Here is a 15,628-nt window from a genome sequence, read left to right as displayed (position 1 = left end):
GATGCCATACCTCCAGCTCGACGTTTATCGCACATTTCCTGCCGACCAGAAAAAAGCGTTGGCCATGCAATTGGGGCAAATCTATAGCGAGCACATGCAGGCAAGCATCCGTCGCATATCCGTTGCAATCCGCGAATTAGACGGCGGCGTTTGGCGGTGTACGGAGGCGGAGCCGTACCAGGCGGCCCTGCTGATGTGCGACATACGGAGAGGGCGGCCAGCCGAGCAGCGCGCGAAGCTTGCCGAAGCGCTGGTTGCTGCTTGCATCGAGGTACTTGGTTTGAAGTTAGAACAGGTCAACGTCGAGTTCACTCAGCACGCGGGGGATGAAATGTATCATCCGCTTCTGGGCGGCCTTAGCGACGATTGGTGTGCCGAGGAGACCTCCTCAACCTGAGCTGCCATAACCGCATGAGTGACCCCATTGTGGGGATGGAAACTGATCGTCTTGTGGTCGCGGCAGAGAAGAAGAAACTGACGCTGTCGGGTCCAGGTCTAATATTGGTAGCGCCGCACGCAGCCTCGTTTAAGACGGTAAGTCAACAAGTAGACCCGTTGGTGTATTGAAGTCGATGTTCCACCATCTAATTTCAGGCGGTGTGCGCTGGTGGCCTGGGAGCGCTTGTCACTGTACTTGTACGGCTTGGCGAGCGCTCCCAGTTTTTAAAGTCGCTGGCTGAGAATGTCGCAGGCGCTAAGGCGCGCGGCTTGACTGCGGTTCAGGTTACATCTTCGGACGATGTCACCAGAGCGCTTGCCGCACTGAAAATTTGACTTATCCCGGAGGAAAACTATGTCCCTCACCATGCATCAGGCATCCGTAGGGGTCTTGATCAAATCACTTGAAAATCTGTCCGGCATCCTCGGAATATCCATTGCACACGCGAGCGCACACAATCTTGACCATGCCGTACTGCTAGAGGCCCGCTTGGCCCCGGATATGTTTCCGCTCGTCCGGCAAGTGCAGATCGCGGCGGATCACGCGAAAGCGGCAGTCGCCAAGTTATCCGGAGTGCAGGCGCCGAAATTCTTGGACGACGAGCGATCCTTCGAGCAGCTCCAAACTCGAATTGCCAACACCGTCAAGTATATCTCCAGCGTCGGGCCAGAGATGCCCGAGCAATTTGACACCCGGATGATTTCGATCAAGTTCGGCGGGGTCGAGCGGCAGCTCGATGGGCGTCGGTATTTGCTCAGCTGGGTGCTTCCCAACTTTTTCTTTCATGTGACAACCGCTTATGACATTTTGCGTCATGGCGGGGTACCGCTCGGCAAGCGCGATTTCCTCGGTGAGATTTAAAGCGCTCGAGCCAAATTGACTCCTGACGGGGCAATAGCGTTGCTTTACGGCAAGCATAATCCGGCTGACTTCCAAAGCTCAAACGACTGCTGAGCAAAGTTGACACTGAGCCCGTCGAAGCGGTTAAGCAACCGTGACCTGTCCCGTCTCGTCTCGTTACCGCTGCCATTTGGCGGATGATTGCGAGAGAAGGGCGAACACCAGTAGGGCGAGCAAAAGTGTGATCGCACCAACGAGCAGAAAAGCTGGCGGATACTGGTTGCGGTCGTCCAGATTCAGAACGGCTCCTATTAGACCGATGCCAAGCGCAAAGCCCACTTGGCGCATTGTTACGCACATGGCCGCCGCTGTTGCCGCCCGATCCCCTGGAACGGAAGAAACCGCGAAGGCCGTGATCTGAACGTTGATTAGCGCGCATCCGGTTCCGCCCAGGAGCAAGATCGCCCCGACGGAGGAAACGGCCGCTGGGTTCGAGAGGTCTGCTGAAATGACAGCCAGGCCCAATCCTGCGATCCCGACAACGGTTAATCCCCCGGCGAAATAAAGCCTTGCCGGTATAGCTTGCGACAGCCGTGCCCCCAGGCTTGGCAGAACGAACATCGGCACCGTGAGCGCGGTCAGCATAAGTCCGGAGCTGCCTGCATCAAAGCCCATTGGCCCGCGCAACATTTGCGGTAGGTGGACGAGCAACGACCAGTAGCCGATCGAGGCGGCAACAGCTGTGATACAAAGCGCCAGGAATCGAGCAGACAAGAACAGTTCGAAATCGAAAGCCGGGCGCGGGTGTCTATGTTCCGCAAACCAAAACGCACAGGTCGCTGCGAGGCCAATTGCCAATGCACTCAAACGAAACCCGCCCGATGACAGAAGCGCGTATGCGGACGAGCCGACAACGAGCGCCAGTAGGCCCGGTCCGAGCCAATCCATTGGGGGCCTAGAGCTCATGCGCTCCGATTCGGCCAGTGGCCAGGCTAGGACCACGAGCGCTATGCAAAGCGGCAGATTCATCCAAAAGATCCATGGCCAGCCGGTGGTAGCGGCGATAAAGGCTCCGAGCGGTGGTCCGATGACCATTGAGGCCCCACCTACGGTGCCCCAGATGCCAAAGGCCCATGCTCGCTGCTTATCCGAATAAGCGGCCGCGAGCAGTGCCGACGCCGACGACGTGATCGCAGCGCCGGCTGCGCCTTGCAGTACACGCCAAGTAAGCAAATCGATGAGCGTGGTTGCCTCCGCACAGAGCGCTGAGGCCAAGCCGAACAAGAGCCCGCCGCAAATGAACACACGTCGACGGCCGTATCGGTCTGCGACAGGACCGGCGATCGGAAGGGCAAAGACAAGCGCAAGGCTGTAGATGTCGATAATCCAGGCCTGGCCCCTGGCCGGTATGGCGACGCTGCGGGCGATGTCCGGCAATGCTGCGGCCAAGCCCGTTAGATCGACCTGGAATAGGAAGCTGCTGACACTTGCTGCGAAAAGCGCAAACCAGGCCAACCGTGGAGAAGGATTCTCGTCTTCTGCCGTTGGATCGTCGACGACTACAAGTTTGGGATGATCTGCCATGGCCATAAGATGGCGGAGCGGCAGCTTGGTAGCGAATGATCCATTCTCAAAATCCCATGAAACTGTATCATGGGCCTCTATCTGATTGTCCTTGGCTGTAATGGTTCGTCGCCTACCACCGTTTGCATCGCTAGTTGCGTTCGACGCGGTTGCCCGCCACCGCTCGTTCACCCGTGCGGCTGACGAACTTGGCGTGACCCAGAGTGCGGTCAGCCATCAAATCCGACGGCTGGAGAAGTTCTATGGGACGCTTCTTCTGCGCAGGCTTAATCCCGGACTTGATCTCAGCCCAGAGGGCTCCCTACTTAGACTCGAACTAACGAGCTTGCTCGATACCATAGCCGGACTTGAGCCTCGCCTGCGGCGCCACGCTAGCCGACGAACGGTCCGATTGGGCGCAGGCACGGCGCTGGCGGCTTGGTGGCTCGTCCGGCGACTTCCTTCGTTTCAGGCGGCGCATCCGGAAATCAACGTTGACTTCGAGCCAATCGAAACGGGGCGAGACTCAATAAGATCGGTCGATCTTCGCATTGTTTGGACGTCGGCCGCTGAGGCGCGGCCGAGCTCGACCGAATTGCCGCTCTTTCAGGAGCGCGTGGTACCGGTGTGTGCGCCTCGTCTGCTGCCCAAAGGCAAGCCCCTGACAGATCCGGCCGACCTGGCCGAGCTTCCGCTCATCCAAAAGGGGGGCGATCCGACCGGCGAGTGGAGTTGGGAATTCTGGTTCAAAACGCTTGGAGTGAAGCGAGCCTTGCCGCGTGGTCTCGTCCTACGCGACATTGGGCTTTGCCTCACGTCTGCCGTGGAAGGTGGTGGGATCGCACTCGGACGTTCGCTCTTGATTGCCGATGCAGTGGCCGATGGGCGTCTGGTACCAGCTTTAATGACGACACCTCACGTGTCGTCAAGCAAAGTGCATGTCGCACGCTGGCGTCCAGAGCTCACCGGCGATCGAGTCATCCGGATTTTGGTCAACTGGCTTTCTCGGGAGACATCCACTACGGTAACGAGGCCTTAGCTGGGATACCACGCATGGAATGTTGCCTGATGAACGGAGCGCAGATGCGGCGCGGCCCTTCCTGTTCGCCCTTAAGCGGTTAGTAATTCACATCTCTGCAGAGGATAACCCCCACCAGTGTCTGGCGGGGGCTAACTCATTTCAGCTGGGCTCTCTCAGCAGACGATATGGCTTCCGCAATCCGCGTGGGCGTCCGCGATCAGAAGCTGGGGGCTAAATGCCGTAAGAGCAGCCACGATAGCGACGCGAAGCAGCAGTTTCATATGTGCACCTCTTTCCATCTAATATCCGAACTTATCCGCAGTGGTTTCCGGTACTGCGGGTATCGAAGAGCTTAATTGTCTTGTAATCCCGCGGATTGAACGTGCTTCCGATGCTATGCGGTTCCGCGTTTGAAATACCAAAGATCGAAAATCGCACGCATTTCGATTGAAACATCGCGAGGTCTTTGGCGCTCGGATTCCATTCGCGCATGTCTGTGGTGGCGAATTTCATATGTTGGATTGCAGTGTCATAGGTCCTGTCCTCGAGAGACAATTGGCTATCTTCCCTCACTCCAAGCACGATATCGTAGCCGCTCGCATCGACTTTGCGTACGTACCGGCTCGTATCAGGCCGCGCAACGGTCATCTGGAATTTGACCGGGTTGGTCGTTGTGTCAAACCCATAGTGGCCCATTTCCAGCGTCTCGTAGTCCAAGAATGGATCCGGTGCCAGGTTTTGGGCATAGACGCCGGTAAGGAAAAACGTAAGTGAGACAATCGCGAAGAGGAAAATACTCGCGATAGCCTTAAGTCGAACCGGCCGCCGCCGGCCGGTTGGGCCCGGTTGAATCTCGTCCCGAATGAGACGAAAGACTGGTACGAGAAAGACAAATCCGGCAGAGACTGCGCCGGCCTGAAAAAACTGAAGCAACGAACTAGCAGTCACGAGCATTCCCTCCGGTAAAAGGTGGCTCACTAGCGCTGTCATTTTCGATGTGGTGACTCGATCATCAAACTTTCAAGACCTGCTAGTCGCAATCGATCCTCTTGAAATCGCAATGCAGGATACCCACCGCAGTCGGCCGCCCTCCGCGCTAGGCTTGTCGTTCTTACACAGTGTGCCCTCATCTCAAGTTGGGGCTTCTCAGCGAAGACCTCTCTAAGTGACTGGATCTAGCCTCTGCAAGAGAGCCTCGCGATCAGTCACCCAAACATTTGCGGGATGTCCGAAAAGCTCGATTTCGCGTCCCATTCGGGCGCCGAGACGCGTGGCGGTGGCCTGAGACGCTCTGTTCTCGCGGTCAATACAATGAATAATTTCGCTCATGGTGAAGTTCATGAAAGCCCAAGAAATAGACGCGCGAGCGGCCTCGACCGCGTAGCCATTGCCACGAAATTGCTTAGCAATGGCCCAGCCGACCTCGAACCCTGGCCAAACGGGTGGAAACCAGGGGCCAACCCGCCCCACGAAAAGCCCCGAAGTCTTCTCCTCGACTGCAAACATGCCGACGCCGTATACAGCCCAATGGCCAGCCATCATCATGGCATGGCGCCATCCCGTCATTGGATCGACGACTGGCTTTCCATCGGCCGTGATGTAGCGCGAAGTGGAGGGGTCTGACAGCATGGCGGTATAGGGCGCAGCGTCGTCCTCGCGCCATGGTCGCAGGATCAGTCGGTGGGTCTCGATGCGAGGGCCATCGATCCGTGCAAGCGACGCGTGAGGTGCGCGCAAAGCAAACATACTTCCTCCGATGCACGACAGTTCTGGACAGGCGCACGGCGGAAACCTGATCGGATACCGAAGAGCGCGCTATGTTTGTCCGACATCGTAATGCGTGGTGCATGCAAGCAGGTATACTTTGCGGTAACATCGAGAGGCAGCTGCGGAGGAGGGTCGAAGACAGCGTGCCAGCGTTGCTTGCTGAAAGGCCATCTGTCGTCTCGACCTCGCGCAGATTGGGCCATTCAGCCGGCTAGATATACCGGTAGTGAATTTACATTGGGTGAGATACAAAATCGAATGACGACCGGAATTGTTCCAGCCAGTTCTGTCAGCTTCCTCGAGCTGGAAGGCAATCGACATGCCCGATACACTGACACTGAGAGAGATCAGAGCGCGACCGGTTGTGCTCAAGCTGAAGCGGCCCGTCGTCGCGCGGATCGCCACACTGTCGGAATGGCCGATGGTCCTGATCGATCTCGTGACGGAGGAGGGCGTCGTCGGGAGAAGCTATCTCGAACCATATATCGTGAAGTCGATGCGATATCTGGTCCCTGCGCTTCACGATCTCAGCGAACTGCTTAAAGGTCGATGCGTGGCGCCCGTCGAGCTATTCGATGCGGCCCGCAAGTCCCTGCATTTCGTCGGCTACGAGGGATTGTCCATGATTGCAGCGTCGGGCCTGGACATGGCTGCGTGGGACGCGTTGGCGAAGGCCGCAAACAAGCCATTATGCGTGTTGTTGGGCGCCACGGTCGGCGCCGTAAAATCGTATAACAGCAACGGTCTTTGGCTGAAGGAGCCCGCGGCCGTCGCAGCCGAAGCCCTTGAGTTGCGCGACGAGGGAGGATTCTCGGCCTTGAAATTGCGCCTCGGAAGAAGCGATCCGCGCCAGGATTTAACGACCCTCGAGGCCGTTCGAAAAGCCGTGGGCGATCGCATGCATTTGATGGTTGATTACAACCAGGGACTAAATCTCGCCGAAGCTATCGAACGATGCCACATGATCGATGACTATGGCCTCGACTGGATCGAAGAGCCTGTTCTCTATGACAATCTTGATGGACACGCTCAGCTGACTGCCGAGCTGAAGACGCCGATCCAGATCGGAGAGAACTTCTACGGTCCACGCGAGATGCATAAGGCAATCGCTAAAAAGGCTTGCGACCTGGTGATGCCTGATTTCATGCGAATTGGCGGGGTGACAGGTTGGACACGGGCAGCTGCTATCGCCGGCGCCGCGGGAATACCGATCTCTACGCATCTTTATCCTGAAGTAGCGGCTCATGTCATGCGCGCGACAGAGACTGCACATTGGCTGGAATGGCAGGACTGGGCCGATCCGATTTTGCAGCGGCCATATGAGATCAAGGACGGACTTTTGCACATTCCGGACACGCCTGGTCTAGGTCTGGAATGGAATGAAGAGACAGTCGCAGCTCACCTCATGAGTCTCTAGAGCGCCTCACGGCGCAACCTGGGTCTCGTGGAGCTTGTCGCTCGGCGGGGGCTTCGATCTCGCGGGTGGTAGCGCCGTCGAAGCTGAAGGGATCCGGCTCGCAACGACACTCTGCGAGATCTACGCTCGGACGTGTTTTCGAACTGACTGCACGACGATGTCACGCAGATCCGTAGCCGCCGGAGAAAGGCCAGCTGCGGACAGTAGTCGTAGTTCCAATGCTGGCAGCCGAGGGAGACCAAGCGTTTCGCCAACGTTAGCAATCCCCGACGGAACGCGATGCCGGGTCCGGATAGAAAGACCGTGGCCAAATCGCAGGGCAGCCCATACGCCTGGCAAACTAGGTGTTGTGAGTGCGAGACGCCATTTGCGTCCTTTGGTCTCAAGCGTCCGGATGGCGGCCTGACGGAAAAGGCAAGGGTGGTCGAATAGTACGAGAGCAATCGGTCCGTCCGTGACCGTCTTTCCGCGCGCCGATCCAAACCAGAACATGGGAAGGGTCGAGAGCTTTAAGCCATGGCTATCCGATCCGGGGCGGAAAAAGGCCAATGCGATGTCCAGCCGGCCAGCGCGCACCTCGTCCTCGAGCGCATAATTACGACCCGCCCGGACTTCGACGTGGACGCCAGGTCTTATCCGCGAAAATTGCGTAATTGCATCCGGCATGATGTCCTCAAAGAAGTCCTGAGGAAGGCCCATACGGACCGACGCAGCAGAGGTAGAGGCGCCGATAGATGCCGCGGCCTCGTCGTGAAGGGTTAGAATTCGCCTCGCATAGGCAAGCAGGGAGTCTCCTGCTTCCGTTGCGACCAGTCCGCGACCCTTTCTACGAAATAGCGGGCAGCCCGCCTGCTCCTCGAGTTTCTTGAGTTGCATGCTCACTGCTGATTGAGACCGGCCCAACTCCGCCGCAGCTCGCGCGAAACTTTGGAGCTCGTCGGCCAATACGATGGTGCGCAGGCCGTCCAGATCGAAGGTCGCCATCTTTCGAATTCCTGAAGTGAGACTTCAAAACTATCTGATATTCGAAATAATCTTATCGGGCTAGCTTGCGCGACACAATCAAACGAACGCAGACGAGGAACCGCCGTGCACGACAAACTAGATGCGCAGCTCGCTGAGTTGACCACCCCTCACATTGCGGACGGATGCCTTCGGTCCGGCATCCCGATTAGATTTGCCCCCGCCGGCGTGCGCCCGCTCGCTGCCGGCATGGAATGTAGAGGGCCAGCAAGGCCGGTCCGACATGTTGGTAGCATCGACATATTCCTCGAGCTTTTCGAGAATGTTCAGCCCGGCGAAGTGATCGTGATCGACAACGCGGGTCGGCTAGACGAGGCTTGTATTGGTGACATCATTCTGTTGGAGGCAAAAGCCGTCGGCGCCACCGGCTTTGTTATTTGGGGATTGCACCGCGACAGCAAGGAACTGTCCGACATTGGCTTTCCAGTTTTCAGTTTGGGTGCCCTACCAACCGGCCCTCAGCGCTTGCACCCGCGTCCGGCAGACGTATTTGATCGCGCCGTATTTGGAACACACTCCATAACCACGGCTGACTATGTGGTCGCCGATGCCAACGGTGTTCTCTTCCTGCCCCGCGACCGGCTAGAGGAGATTGTCGCTGCGGCGGCCGGATACCGCGAAACGGAAGCCCGCCAGCTAAAGGCAATGCGTGAGGGCAAGAACTACCGCTCTCAGACTCGCTTCGCAGATTACCTTGCGAGGAGAGCTAAGGACCCGACGTACGGATTCCGCCAACATCTAAAAGATATTTCCGCCGCAGGCGAGGTCTAACCAAAGGGAGGCCACGTAAGCGTGGCCGCTCAGTAAGCTTTCTTCGTCGCGCTACACACCGCGGTACAATACGACTCCTACCAGGGACCCTACTATGACCAAGGCAATTCGTATCCAACGTACTGGTGGCACCGAAGTTCTGCAGTGGGAAGACGTGCAGACCCCCGCGCCAGCCGACGGCGAGGTTCGCATTCGGCAAACTGCGATCGGGCTCAACTACATCGACGTATACCAGCGCAGCGGCTTGTATCAGATCCCTCTTCCTGGAAGCATCGGCATAGAGGCGGCTGGCGTCGTCGAGGCGGTGGGCAAGGGCGTCAATCACGTCAAAGTTGGGGATCGAGTCGCTTATGCCGGTGGACCACCCGGTGCATACAGTCAAGAACGCACGATGCCGGCCGATCCGATCGTTCGAATTCCAGACGGCATTTCCGATGAGCAGGCTGCAGCCACTCTTCTTCAGGGGCTCACGGCGCAGTATCTGATCCGCCGAACCTATAAAGTGAAGTCTGGGGAGACAGTTCTGATCCACGCTGCTGCAGGCGGAGTGGGACTGATCGCCTGCCAATGGCTCAAAGCTCTCGGCGCCACCGTTATTGGAACGGTGGGAAGCGAGGAGAAGGCCGCTTTGGCAAGGGCGAATGGTTGTGATCACACAATTCTATACAAGAGCGAGAATTTCGCCTCGCGTGTACGCGAGCTCACGTCGGGCGAAGGTGTCCCGGTCGTCTACGATTCTGTCGGAAAGGATACTTGGGACGGGTCGCTCGCTTGTCTGCAGCCGTTCGGCTTAATGGTCAGCTTTGGCAATTCATCTGGAGCCGTTCCGCCTGTCAATATTGGCCAGCTAGCGGCGAAGGGCTCGCTTTATGTGACGCGTCCCGCCTTGGCCACTTACATCGCCAAACGAGTCGACCTCGATGCCGCAGTGCGGGAGCTATTTGACGTGATTGGAAGCGGTAAAGTGAAGGTCGAGGTGCGGCAGCGATACGCGCTGAAGGACGCAGCGCAAGCCCATCAAGATCTAGAGCAACGCAAAACAACTGGCTCTACAGTCCTTGTACCCTGATGGAAGTCAGCGTGCATCAATAGTTCTGCCGCGTACGGTACAGCAATTGGGCTCGGCAGCTTCGATCGCCATCTAGCTTGAGAGCTGCCGGGGGTCTAAATCACAACATCCAGCGATTGCTACGACCGGAGGCAAAAATGAGCGAGCGATCGCGAGTAGGGGGATGTAACTGCGGAGCAGTTCGCTACGAAGTCCGCGGGGATCCGCTAACCTGCTTCATCTGCCATTGCCACCTCTGTCAGAAGCGAACTGGCAGCGCTTTCAGTATGTCACTGGTGTACCTCGCGCAATGCACCAGAATTACACTCGGCGAGCCAGCATCAAGCACGAGAGTGACACCGTTAGGTAGTCGAAACACCTCGACTGAATGCCTTGTTTGCCGAAGTCGATTGTGGGTCCATCGAGATGGAGCAAAATCGCTCAACATCAGAGCTGGGACTTTAGATGACGTTGGCGAATTGCGACCAGTTGCCCAATTCTGGATATCGAGCGCTCAGAAGTGGGCGATTGTGCCAAACATACTATCGTTCGCGGAGCAGCCCTCTGACTATTCGTCCCTGCTGAAGGCATGGCAAGAGGCGTTTCCAACCGGAAGTTCGGAATTGACGTGAGCATGGCGCTACCTGTTGGGAAAAACTTGCGCGGACGCGAGCTTCAAATTGTGCGCCTTCGGGCTGATGAAACTTCATCATATGCTTTGTCTCTATAAGCGCTATGGAAAGCGTGCTCCGGTTTTGCACTTCTGCCGCGCAGAGATGCCTGCATTCCGCTTCACTGCTACGAAGGGGAAGTCGCAGGTTGGCTAGACAGTATCGAAGTCATGGTCGCTACACAATGAATGACCAAAGTGAGATTGAATAGTCCCACCAAATCTTCGGCCCCGACAGAGACTTCGGTGCGTCATGCTTAGTTCGATTACCCGCGAGATTGAGCTCACTGGGCTGTCGCTCAGTGAGCGCTTACGACGCCCCAGTAATGGCTAGAAGAAATACGTTTTTGCCTTAGTGTAGTTCCGAAGCGTTGCCTTTATCGTCGACACGATACACCACATAATCAATCGCTTTGATGTCGCCCTTCGCATCGAAAGCGATCTTTCCGAGCACGGTATCCCATTCGCCGTTACGAAGTGCCTGCGCGACCTTAGATGCGTCCGTTGTGCCAGCTTTTGCGACAGCTTGGGCCCAGACTTGGACCGCGGCATAGCTGTACAGAGTATATCCTTCGGGATCGATCCCATTGGCTTTGAAGTTTTCTACGATCTCCTTCGCCGTAACCTTCTTGCGAGGATCCGGCCCAAAGGTGAACAGCGATCCAGCTGCGCCAGCGCCGGCGATAGAGGCAAACTCCCGATCGTTCAGCGCATCACCACCCATCAGAGTGGCGCTCAATCCCTGATCTCGCATTTGTCTCACGAGCAAACCGCTCTCTTGATGGTAACCACCAACGTAAACTAGGTCGACGTTGTCTCGCTTCAGTCGTGAGACGAGAGCGTTGAAGTCCTTATCGCCCTTGTTATATGACTCTGATAAGACCTCCTTTACGCCCGCATTGTTGAGGGCCTTTTTTGTCTGATCCGCCAGGCCCGCGCCATATGTGGTTTTGTCGTTCAAGATCGCGATGTGCTTGTCTTTGAATGCTTTCGCGAGGTAGTTGCCGGCGACCAGCCCTTGCTGATCGTCGCGACCGCAAAGTCGAAAGACGTTCTTTAGCTTCCGCTCCGTGTAAGTCGGACTTGTGCTAGCTGGTGTGATCTCCAGGACATTCTCTTCCTCGTATACCTCAGAAGCTGGTATGGACGTGGAGGAGCAATAGTGCCCAACGACAAAAGGTATCTTCCTGCCGGCTATCTTCTCTGCAACGGATCTGGCCTGCTTTGGATCGCAAGCATCGTCCTGGACATCGATGTTCAACTTCCGTCCGAGTACTCCGCCCTTTGCGTTCAGGTGCTCAACCGCCAATTCAGTCCCGTTCCGGATCTGGCGTCCGAACGCTGCTTCCCCGCCTGTCATGGAAGCGGCTACCGCTATCGTAATCTCTTGTGCATATGCTGTCACCGGTAGCATTACCAAGGTAAAAAGCACCGAGAGCCGCATTGAAATCTTCATGATCGTAACCTCCGCTCATGTCTCCTACAGCTAAGCGGAAGGAATAACTGCGGCAAACGGACTACACGGTATACAGTGGCCAATCGCTCACAGTTTGCTAATTTTCCAAGCGTCGAGACGGCGCTCGAACTGCTCAATGTCCTTTATCCATCGAGGCGCAAGCATCGGCTTGCCTTCTGATTTAGTTAGCCGTGTTTTTCGCGCTGCGATCAACGCCTGAATGTAGAGTCTGAACCAGTCATACTGCGCGACTCCGAACAATTCGAACGCTAAGTCAGGATCGACCAGCCTGTAGTTGATGAACGTGTTGAGGTCGGCGAAGAAGAAAAGAAGTCGGCCGTGAGCACGGCGTTCTTGATCTCTTGGCTTCCAATAATTGCCGGTCGTATAGTGCTGAATAGCTGGACTTTCGGCCTTATTCTCGGAGAGCTCCCAGAGTTCCAGCTGCTCCCAGACAATCGCGCGATCGTTCTCGAAGTCATGACCCCACCAATCACTATGAAGGTCCGCAATGTACTGTCGCTGAGACTTACGATAGCCAAGAAACGAAAAGTAAGCTGACACGAGCGCGATCATAGTAGCGATCGCAGCGATGATCGCAGGCAGAGTCAAAACGGGATCAAGCTGCACAATGGTCTCTTTCTGTACTAGAGGGCGATGAAGATATCGGTTGGTGCCCTTGGCGCGAGTATGGTTAGCTGCGATTCCCGCAGGAGCCGGCGATGAATTGATGCATTGCAAAGTGGATCGCCTCGCTCCTGTCGAACCGAGTGTCATGCCTCCAACGTTGCGGCAGGAGGGCAGTTGGCTAATCCCACTCGACTCGATCAGTGATATCTGCCTGCCGCGCTCGTGGTCGGACTGAGGGAAGGCACGAGAACGGTCTTGAAATCAGTGATCCGTTTGATGGATCTTCGTATTGTCTTCTTGTCCTAATTCTATCGAGCTGAACCGATAGCGTAGAAGTGCGGATCACAACATGCCTTTTGAGAATACCCGAATTCCTTGTCACGCGGGCCCCGAATTTGAGAGTTTGAAGTCGCGCGGCGTGAGGCGATGCCTCGTCGCGTACTACTCGTGCGGGTCGCGGTCGGTACCAGCCAAAGTCTTGTCAATGCTCGTCGCGAAGCATTTGCCGACATACAGCTTCGTTGATCTCAAGGATTTCCTCGAACAAAGTGTACCGCGTGTGAGCGTCCAACGTCATTTTGGGAATGCCGGAGAGACATTGAGGGCCGTCGATGGCGCCGGATTCATGGTCGGAAGTTATCTGCGCGTCGTTGTCCCAGTCAATGAGAGCGAGGGTCGAGAAGAGGAAAAATTGGCCCGGGCCGAGATGCAGCTTAAGACATTTGTTGCAGTTCTCACGCTCGTGTACGGCACGAGTATCGCCGCCCAGAGGCATGCGCTATTCCTGGTAAACCTCGTTGAACCCAGTTGCATAGTTGACAGCGACGACGTCTGGGGAAGCGGATATGTTGAACGTGAGCGACTCGTCCATGCCGCAATTGTGTCGGCAATCGAGCACGTCAGCGGAACAGGGCTTGATACCTCGGAGAAGGTACTGTCGTTGCTTTCGCGGGCGCATCATGAAAGCGATCCGACCCATCGCTTCCTAGCCTACTGGCTAGCCGTTGAAGTAGCGATCGGCGATGGGCGTGCGCGAAGAAAGTTTGCAACGGTCGATTTGAAGTCGCCAAGTCTTGACGACAAACTTAATAGGCTCCGTGACCTTCGGGGAAGGTACGTGCACGAAGGAAAAATCATCAGCCCAACGTTTCTGGACGACATGTTCTTAAAGCTCGCCGTCCTGCTCAAGATCTGCGTCGATCCGATTGGGAGAGCCAACCTCTTGCGTGTCTTCGACGACATCACTTCACGAGAAGCTGAGTTTGCTGATGTCGATGTCGGTCCATATAGCGTCTCCGTTACGATCGGGCAGGTCCACTCGAGCCAATAGGGACGAAGACAAGCCCGCCGGCCAGCCAATCAGCTCTCCGTCATAGCGATCTCCCTCTGTTCGACCGCTGAACTTCTCGAGCAATGAGGTCCAAGCATCGGCACCAAACTACTTCTCCCCATTCAGGTCGAGGTGTCCCGCCGTAATCAGGCCTGCACTCTTAGTCAGGCCGATTAATTTCCTGCCTAGTCTCCGCCCCAGTGCCGGCCCATCGCCCTGCTTGTGGTTGCAGGGGAGGGGGCGGCTGCAGCGAGTTGCTACACCACCCAGTTTACCCCAGAACGATTGACGTCAGTGATCGTATAACACAGATCTGTGTACCTCATGGATTATCCTGGGAAGCGGCTATGCGTGCACAGCTTCGGACTGCACTTCCAATCGTCGTAGGCGCGGCATTTATGCTCTCGTTCAGTATGGGCATACGGCAAACGTGGGGCCTGTTTCTTCAGCCGATGTCTAAGGACATGGGAATCTCGGTCGCGCATTTCACGTTCGCACTAGCGCTCCAAAATCTTGCCTGGGGTTTGTTCCAGCCATTTACCGGCGCGCTGGTTGTGCGTTGTGGTTTCAGATTGATCCTCATGAGCGGCGCAATTTTGTACGTGCTCGGACTTGGAATTGTCGCGGTGGCCGGCGGTCCCATTGCCATTGGCATCGGCTCTGGTCTTTTCGTCGGGGCGGCTCTCGCCTGTACTGCCTCGGCGATGGCACAGGCCGCCGTCTCCCGTGCGGTGCCGCCGACGGTTCGCAGCACGGTATTGGGTATTATCACCGGGCTGGGAACGCTGGGAGCCTTAGTGGCAGCGCCAATTGCCCAGGCATTTACGATCGCCTCTGGCTGGCGTGCAGGTATTTTGGCAATTATGGGACTGGCCCTCGTAATTCTGCCGGCCGCTTGGTTTGCCGGCCGAGTTGATGCCATCCCGATACCGCAGAACGAGGGCATTAAGAACACAACGCTGAAAGGAGCGGTTGCGAACGCGTTCTCGAATGACGCTTTCCTTGTTATGACTCTCGCCTACTTCGTCTGCGGGATGCAACTGCTATTCATCTCGACCCACTTGCCGTCATATCTGGCTATCTGCGGTATGGATCCAATGCTGTCAGCGGAAGCGTTGAGCGTAATAGCGGCCACGAACTTCTTCGGTAGCGTGTTCTTCGGATGGGCGGGTGGTCGCCGGTCTAAGCTTGTACTTCTGGGCGGAATCTACACGTCGCGTTCCTTGGTCATGGCTGCCTACTTTGCCTTTCCACCGACGCCTACGAGTACGTTGGTTTTTGCGGCCTTCGCTGGATTTCTGTGGCTCGGTGTAGGTCCGTTGATCTCAGGAGCTGTTGTCGAGATGTTCGGATTGAAATGGCAGGCGATGATTCAGGGACTTGCATTCACCAGTCATCAGCTCGGAAGTTTTGCGGGCGCCTTCGGCGGAGGCATCTTGTTCGATTTCGGTGGTTCTTACGACCTGGCCTGGCGTCTTGCGGTGTCTCTCGGGCTAACCGCTGGAATCATTCAAATGGCCTACGCGTCCTTCAGACCCGTACAGTCGGCATTGGGCTAGCTTGCAATCTCGCCGAAAGACTCTGTGGGGGCGCTCGAGACGGTGCTGGGTTTGGCCATCGGCCGCTACCTGAGAGCCGAATTAGCTTACGCCT

Annotated in this window: 15 protein-coding genes and 1 pseudogene; 10 read left to right on the top strand and 6 right to left on the bottom strand. The window is 56.5% G+C overall.

Translation table 11 applies throughout. The features are described from left to right. The first annotated feature begins 1 nt into the window (after nt 1). The 3 genes and pseudogenes from ACVINW_RS06990 to ACVINW_RS06980 all read left to right on the top strand — a co-directional run bounded on the left by ACVINW_RS06990 (nt 2) and on the right by ACVINW_RS06980 (nt 1,300). A complete protein-coding gene (locus ACVINW_RS06990; RefSeq protein WP_456750615.1) occupies nt 2-397 on the top strand; it encodes a tautomerase family protein in 396 nt (131 codons plus the stop codon). Between the two features lie 269 nt (nt 398-666). Further along, nucleotides 667-774 (top strand): annotated as a pseudogene (locus tag ACVINW_RS06985) (HAD family phosphatase); the annotation flags it as partial. Between the two features lie 19 nt (nt 775-793). Next, nucleotides 794-1,300, top strand: a complete 507-nt coding sequence (locus ACVINW_RS06980) for a DUF1993 domain-containing protein (RefSeq protein ID WP_456750614.1) — start codon at nt 794-796, stop codon at nt 1,298-1,300. Nucleotides 1,301-1,456: 156 nt separating this feature from the next. Here ACVINW_RS06980 and ACVINW_RS06975 read toward each other — a convergent pair whose 3' ends face one another. Beyond that, nucleotides 1,457-2,863, bottom strand: a complete 1,407-nt coding sequence (locus ACVINW_RS06975; RefSeq protein WP_456750613.1) for an MFS transporter — start codon at nt 2,861-2,863, stop codon at nt 1,457-1,459. 100 nt (nt 2,864-2,963) lie between these two features. On the opposite strand from ACVINW_RS06975, the gene ACVINW_RS06970 reads away from it, so the two are divergent. After that, entirely contained in the window at nt 2,964-3,881 is a 918-nt protein-coding gene (locus tag ACVINW_RS06970; protein WP_456756324.1) for a LysR substrate-binding domain-containing protein, read from the top strand. A gap of 294 nt (nt 3,882-4,175) precedes the next feature. Here the strand turns inward: ACVINW_RS06970 and ACVINW_RS06965 are convergent, their stop codons facing one another. Continuing rightward, nucleotides 4,176-4,811 carry a hypothetical protein gene (locus ACVINW_RS06965; RefSeq protein ID WP_456750612.1) on the bottom strand — a complete coding sequence of 212 codons (636 nt, stop codon included), beginning with the start codon at nt 4,809-4,811 and terminating at the stop codon, nt 4,176-4,178. A gap of 213 nt (nt 4,812-5,024) precedes the next feature. Continuing rightward, nucleotides 5,025-5,609: a GNAT family N-acetyltransferase gene (locus tag ACVINW_RS06960; protein ID WP_456750611.1), complete on the bottom strand. Its 585-nt coding sequence runs from the start codon at nt 5,607-5,609 to the stop codon at nt 5,025-5,027. A gap of 340 nt (nt 5,610-5,949) precedes the next feature. Between ACVINW_RS06960 and ACVINW_RS06955 the strand changes: the two genes are divergently transcribed. Next, nucleotides 5,950-7,047, top strand: a complete 1,098-nt coding sequence (locus ACVINW_RS06955) for an enolase C-terminal domain-like protein (protein ID WP_456750610.1) — start codon at nt 5,950-5,952, stop codon at nt 7,045-7,047. 120 nt (nt 7,048-7,167) lie between these two features. Here the strand turns inward: ACVINW_RS06955 and ACVINW_RS06950 are convergent, their stop codons facing one another. Continuing rightward, nucleotides 7,168-8,031, bottom strand: a complete 864-nt coding sequence (locus ACVINW_RS06950) for a LysR family transcriptional regulator (RefSeq protein ID WP_456750609.1) — start codon at nt 8,029-8,031, stop codon at nt 7,168-7,170. Nucleotides 8,032-8,136: 105 nt separating this feature from the next. Here ACVINW_RS06950 and ACVINW_RS06945 point away from each other — a divergent pair, with 105 nt between their 5' ends. The 3 genes from ACVINW_RS06945 to ACVINW_RS06935 all read left to right on the top strand — a co-directional run bounded on the left by ACVINW_RS06945 (nt 8,137) and on the right by ACVINW_RS06935 (nt 10,521). After that, nucleotides 8,137-8,841 (top strand): RraA family protein, encoded by a 705-nt coding sequence (locus ACVINW_RS06945; protein ID WP_456750608.1) that lies wholly within the window; start codon nt 8,137-8,139, stop codon nt 8,839-8,841. A gap of 94 nt (nt 8,842-8,935) precedes the next feature. Continuing rightward, nucleotides 8,936-9,910 carry a quinone oxidoreductase family protein gene (locus ACVINW_RS06940; RefSeq protein WP_456750607.1) on the top strand — a complete coding sequence of 325 codons (975 nt, stop codon included), beginning with the start codon at nt 8,936-8,938 and terminating at the stop codon, nt 9,908-9,910. Between the two features lie 137 nt (nt 9,911-10,047). Then, nucleotides 10,048-10,521, top strand: a complete 474-nt coding sequence (locus tag ACVINW_RS06935; RefSeq protein ID WP_456750606.1) for a GFA family protein — start codon at nt 10,048-10,050, stop codon at nt 10,519-10,521. 390 nt (nt 10,522-10,911) lie between these two features. On the opposite strand, the gene ACVINW_RS06930 is transcribed toward ACVINW_RS06935, so the two are convergent. Together ACVINW_RS06930 and ACVINW_RS06925 are read right to left on the bottom strand one after the other, a co-directional pair. Beyond that, a complete protein-coding gene (locus ACVINW_RS06930; RefSeq protein ID WP_456750605.1) occupies nt 10,912-12,015 on the bottom strand; it encodes a branched-chain amino acid ABC transporter substrate-binding protein in 1,104 nt (367 codons plus the stop codon). Nucleotides 12,016-12,102: 87 nt separating this feature from the next. Beyond that, complete coding sequence (locus tag ACVINW_RS06925; protein WP_456750604.1) at nt 12,103-12,645, bottom strand: hypothetical protein; 543 nt, start codon at nt 12,643-12,645, stop codon at nt 12,103-12,105. Nucleotides 12,646-13,129: 484 nt separating this feature from the next. Between ACVINW_RS06925 and ACVINW_RS06920 the strand changes: the two genes are divergently transcribed. Then, a complete protein-coding gene (locus ACVINW_RS06920; RefSeq protein ID WP_456750603.1) occupies nt 13,130-13,975 on the top strand; it encodes a hypothetical protein in 846 nt (281 codons plus the stop codon). 347 nt (nt 13,976-14,322) lie between these two features. Next, nucleotides 14,323-15,534 (top strand): MFS transporter, encoded by a 1,212-nt coding sequence (locus ACVINW_RS06915; protein WP_456750602.1) that lies wholly within the window; start codon nt 14,323-14,325, stop codon nt 15,532-15,534. Nucleotides 15,535-15,628 lie beyond the last annotated feature (94 nt).

The organism is Bradyrhizobium sp. USDA 4461 (assembly GCF_054055655.1).
Note: the sequence above shows the minus strand (reverse complement) of the source record. Positions and strands in the feature narration are given on the sequence as shown.

Coding starts and splice junctions, on each gene's coding strand:
- ACVINW_RS06940 (WP_456750607.1), top strand. CDS start 8,936: ATGACCAAGGCAATTCGTATCCAACGTACTGGTGGCACCGAAGTTCTG.
- ACVINW_RS06950 (WP_456750609.1), bottom strand. CDS start 8,031: ATGGCGACCTTCGATCTGGACGGCCTGCGCACCATCGTATTGGCCGAC.
- ACVINW_RS06960 (WP_456750611.1), bottom strand. CDS start 5,609: ATGTTTGCTTTGCGCGCACCTCACGCGTCGCTTGCACGGATCGATGGC.
- ACVINW_RS06915 (WP_456750602.1), top strand. CDS start 14,323: ATGCGTGCACAGCTTCGGACTGCACTTCCAATCGTCGTAGGCGCGGCA.
- ACVINW_RS06990 (WP_456750615.1), top strand. CDS start 2: ATGCCATACCTCCAGCTCGACGTTTATCGCACATTTCCTGCCGACCAG.
- ACVINW_RS06980 (WP_456750614.1), top strand. CDS start 794: ATGTCCCTCACCATGCATCAGGCATCCGTAGGGGTCTTGATCAAATCA.
- ACVINW_RS06930 (WP_456750605.1), bottom strand. CDS start 12,015: ATGAAGATTTCAATGCGGCTCTCGGTGCTTTTTACCTTGGTAATGCTA.
- ACVINW_RS06975 (WP_456750613.1), bottom strand. CDS start 2,863: ATGGCAGATCATCCCAAACTTGTAGTCGTCGACGATCCAACGGCAGAA.
- ACVINW_RS06970 (WP_456756324.1), top strand. CDS start 2,964: ATGGTTCGTCGCCTACCACCGTTTGCATCGCTAGTTGCGTTCGACGCG.
- ACVINW_RS06935 (WP_456750606.1), top strand. CDS start 10,048: ATGAGCGAGCGATCGCGAGTAGGGGGATGTAACTGCGGAGCAGTTCGC.
- ACVINW_RS06955 (WP_456750610.1), top strand. CDS start 5,950: ATGCCCGATACACTGACACTGAGAGAGATCAGAGCGCGACCGGTTGTG.
- ACVINW_RS06920 (WP_456750603.1), top strand. CDS start 13,130: ATGCTCGTCGCGAAGCATTTGCCGACATACAGCTTCGTTGATCTCAAG.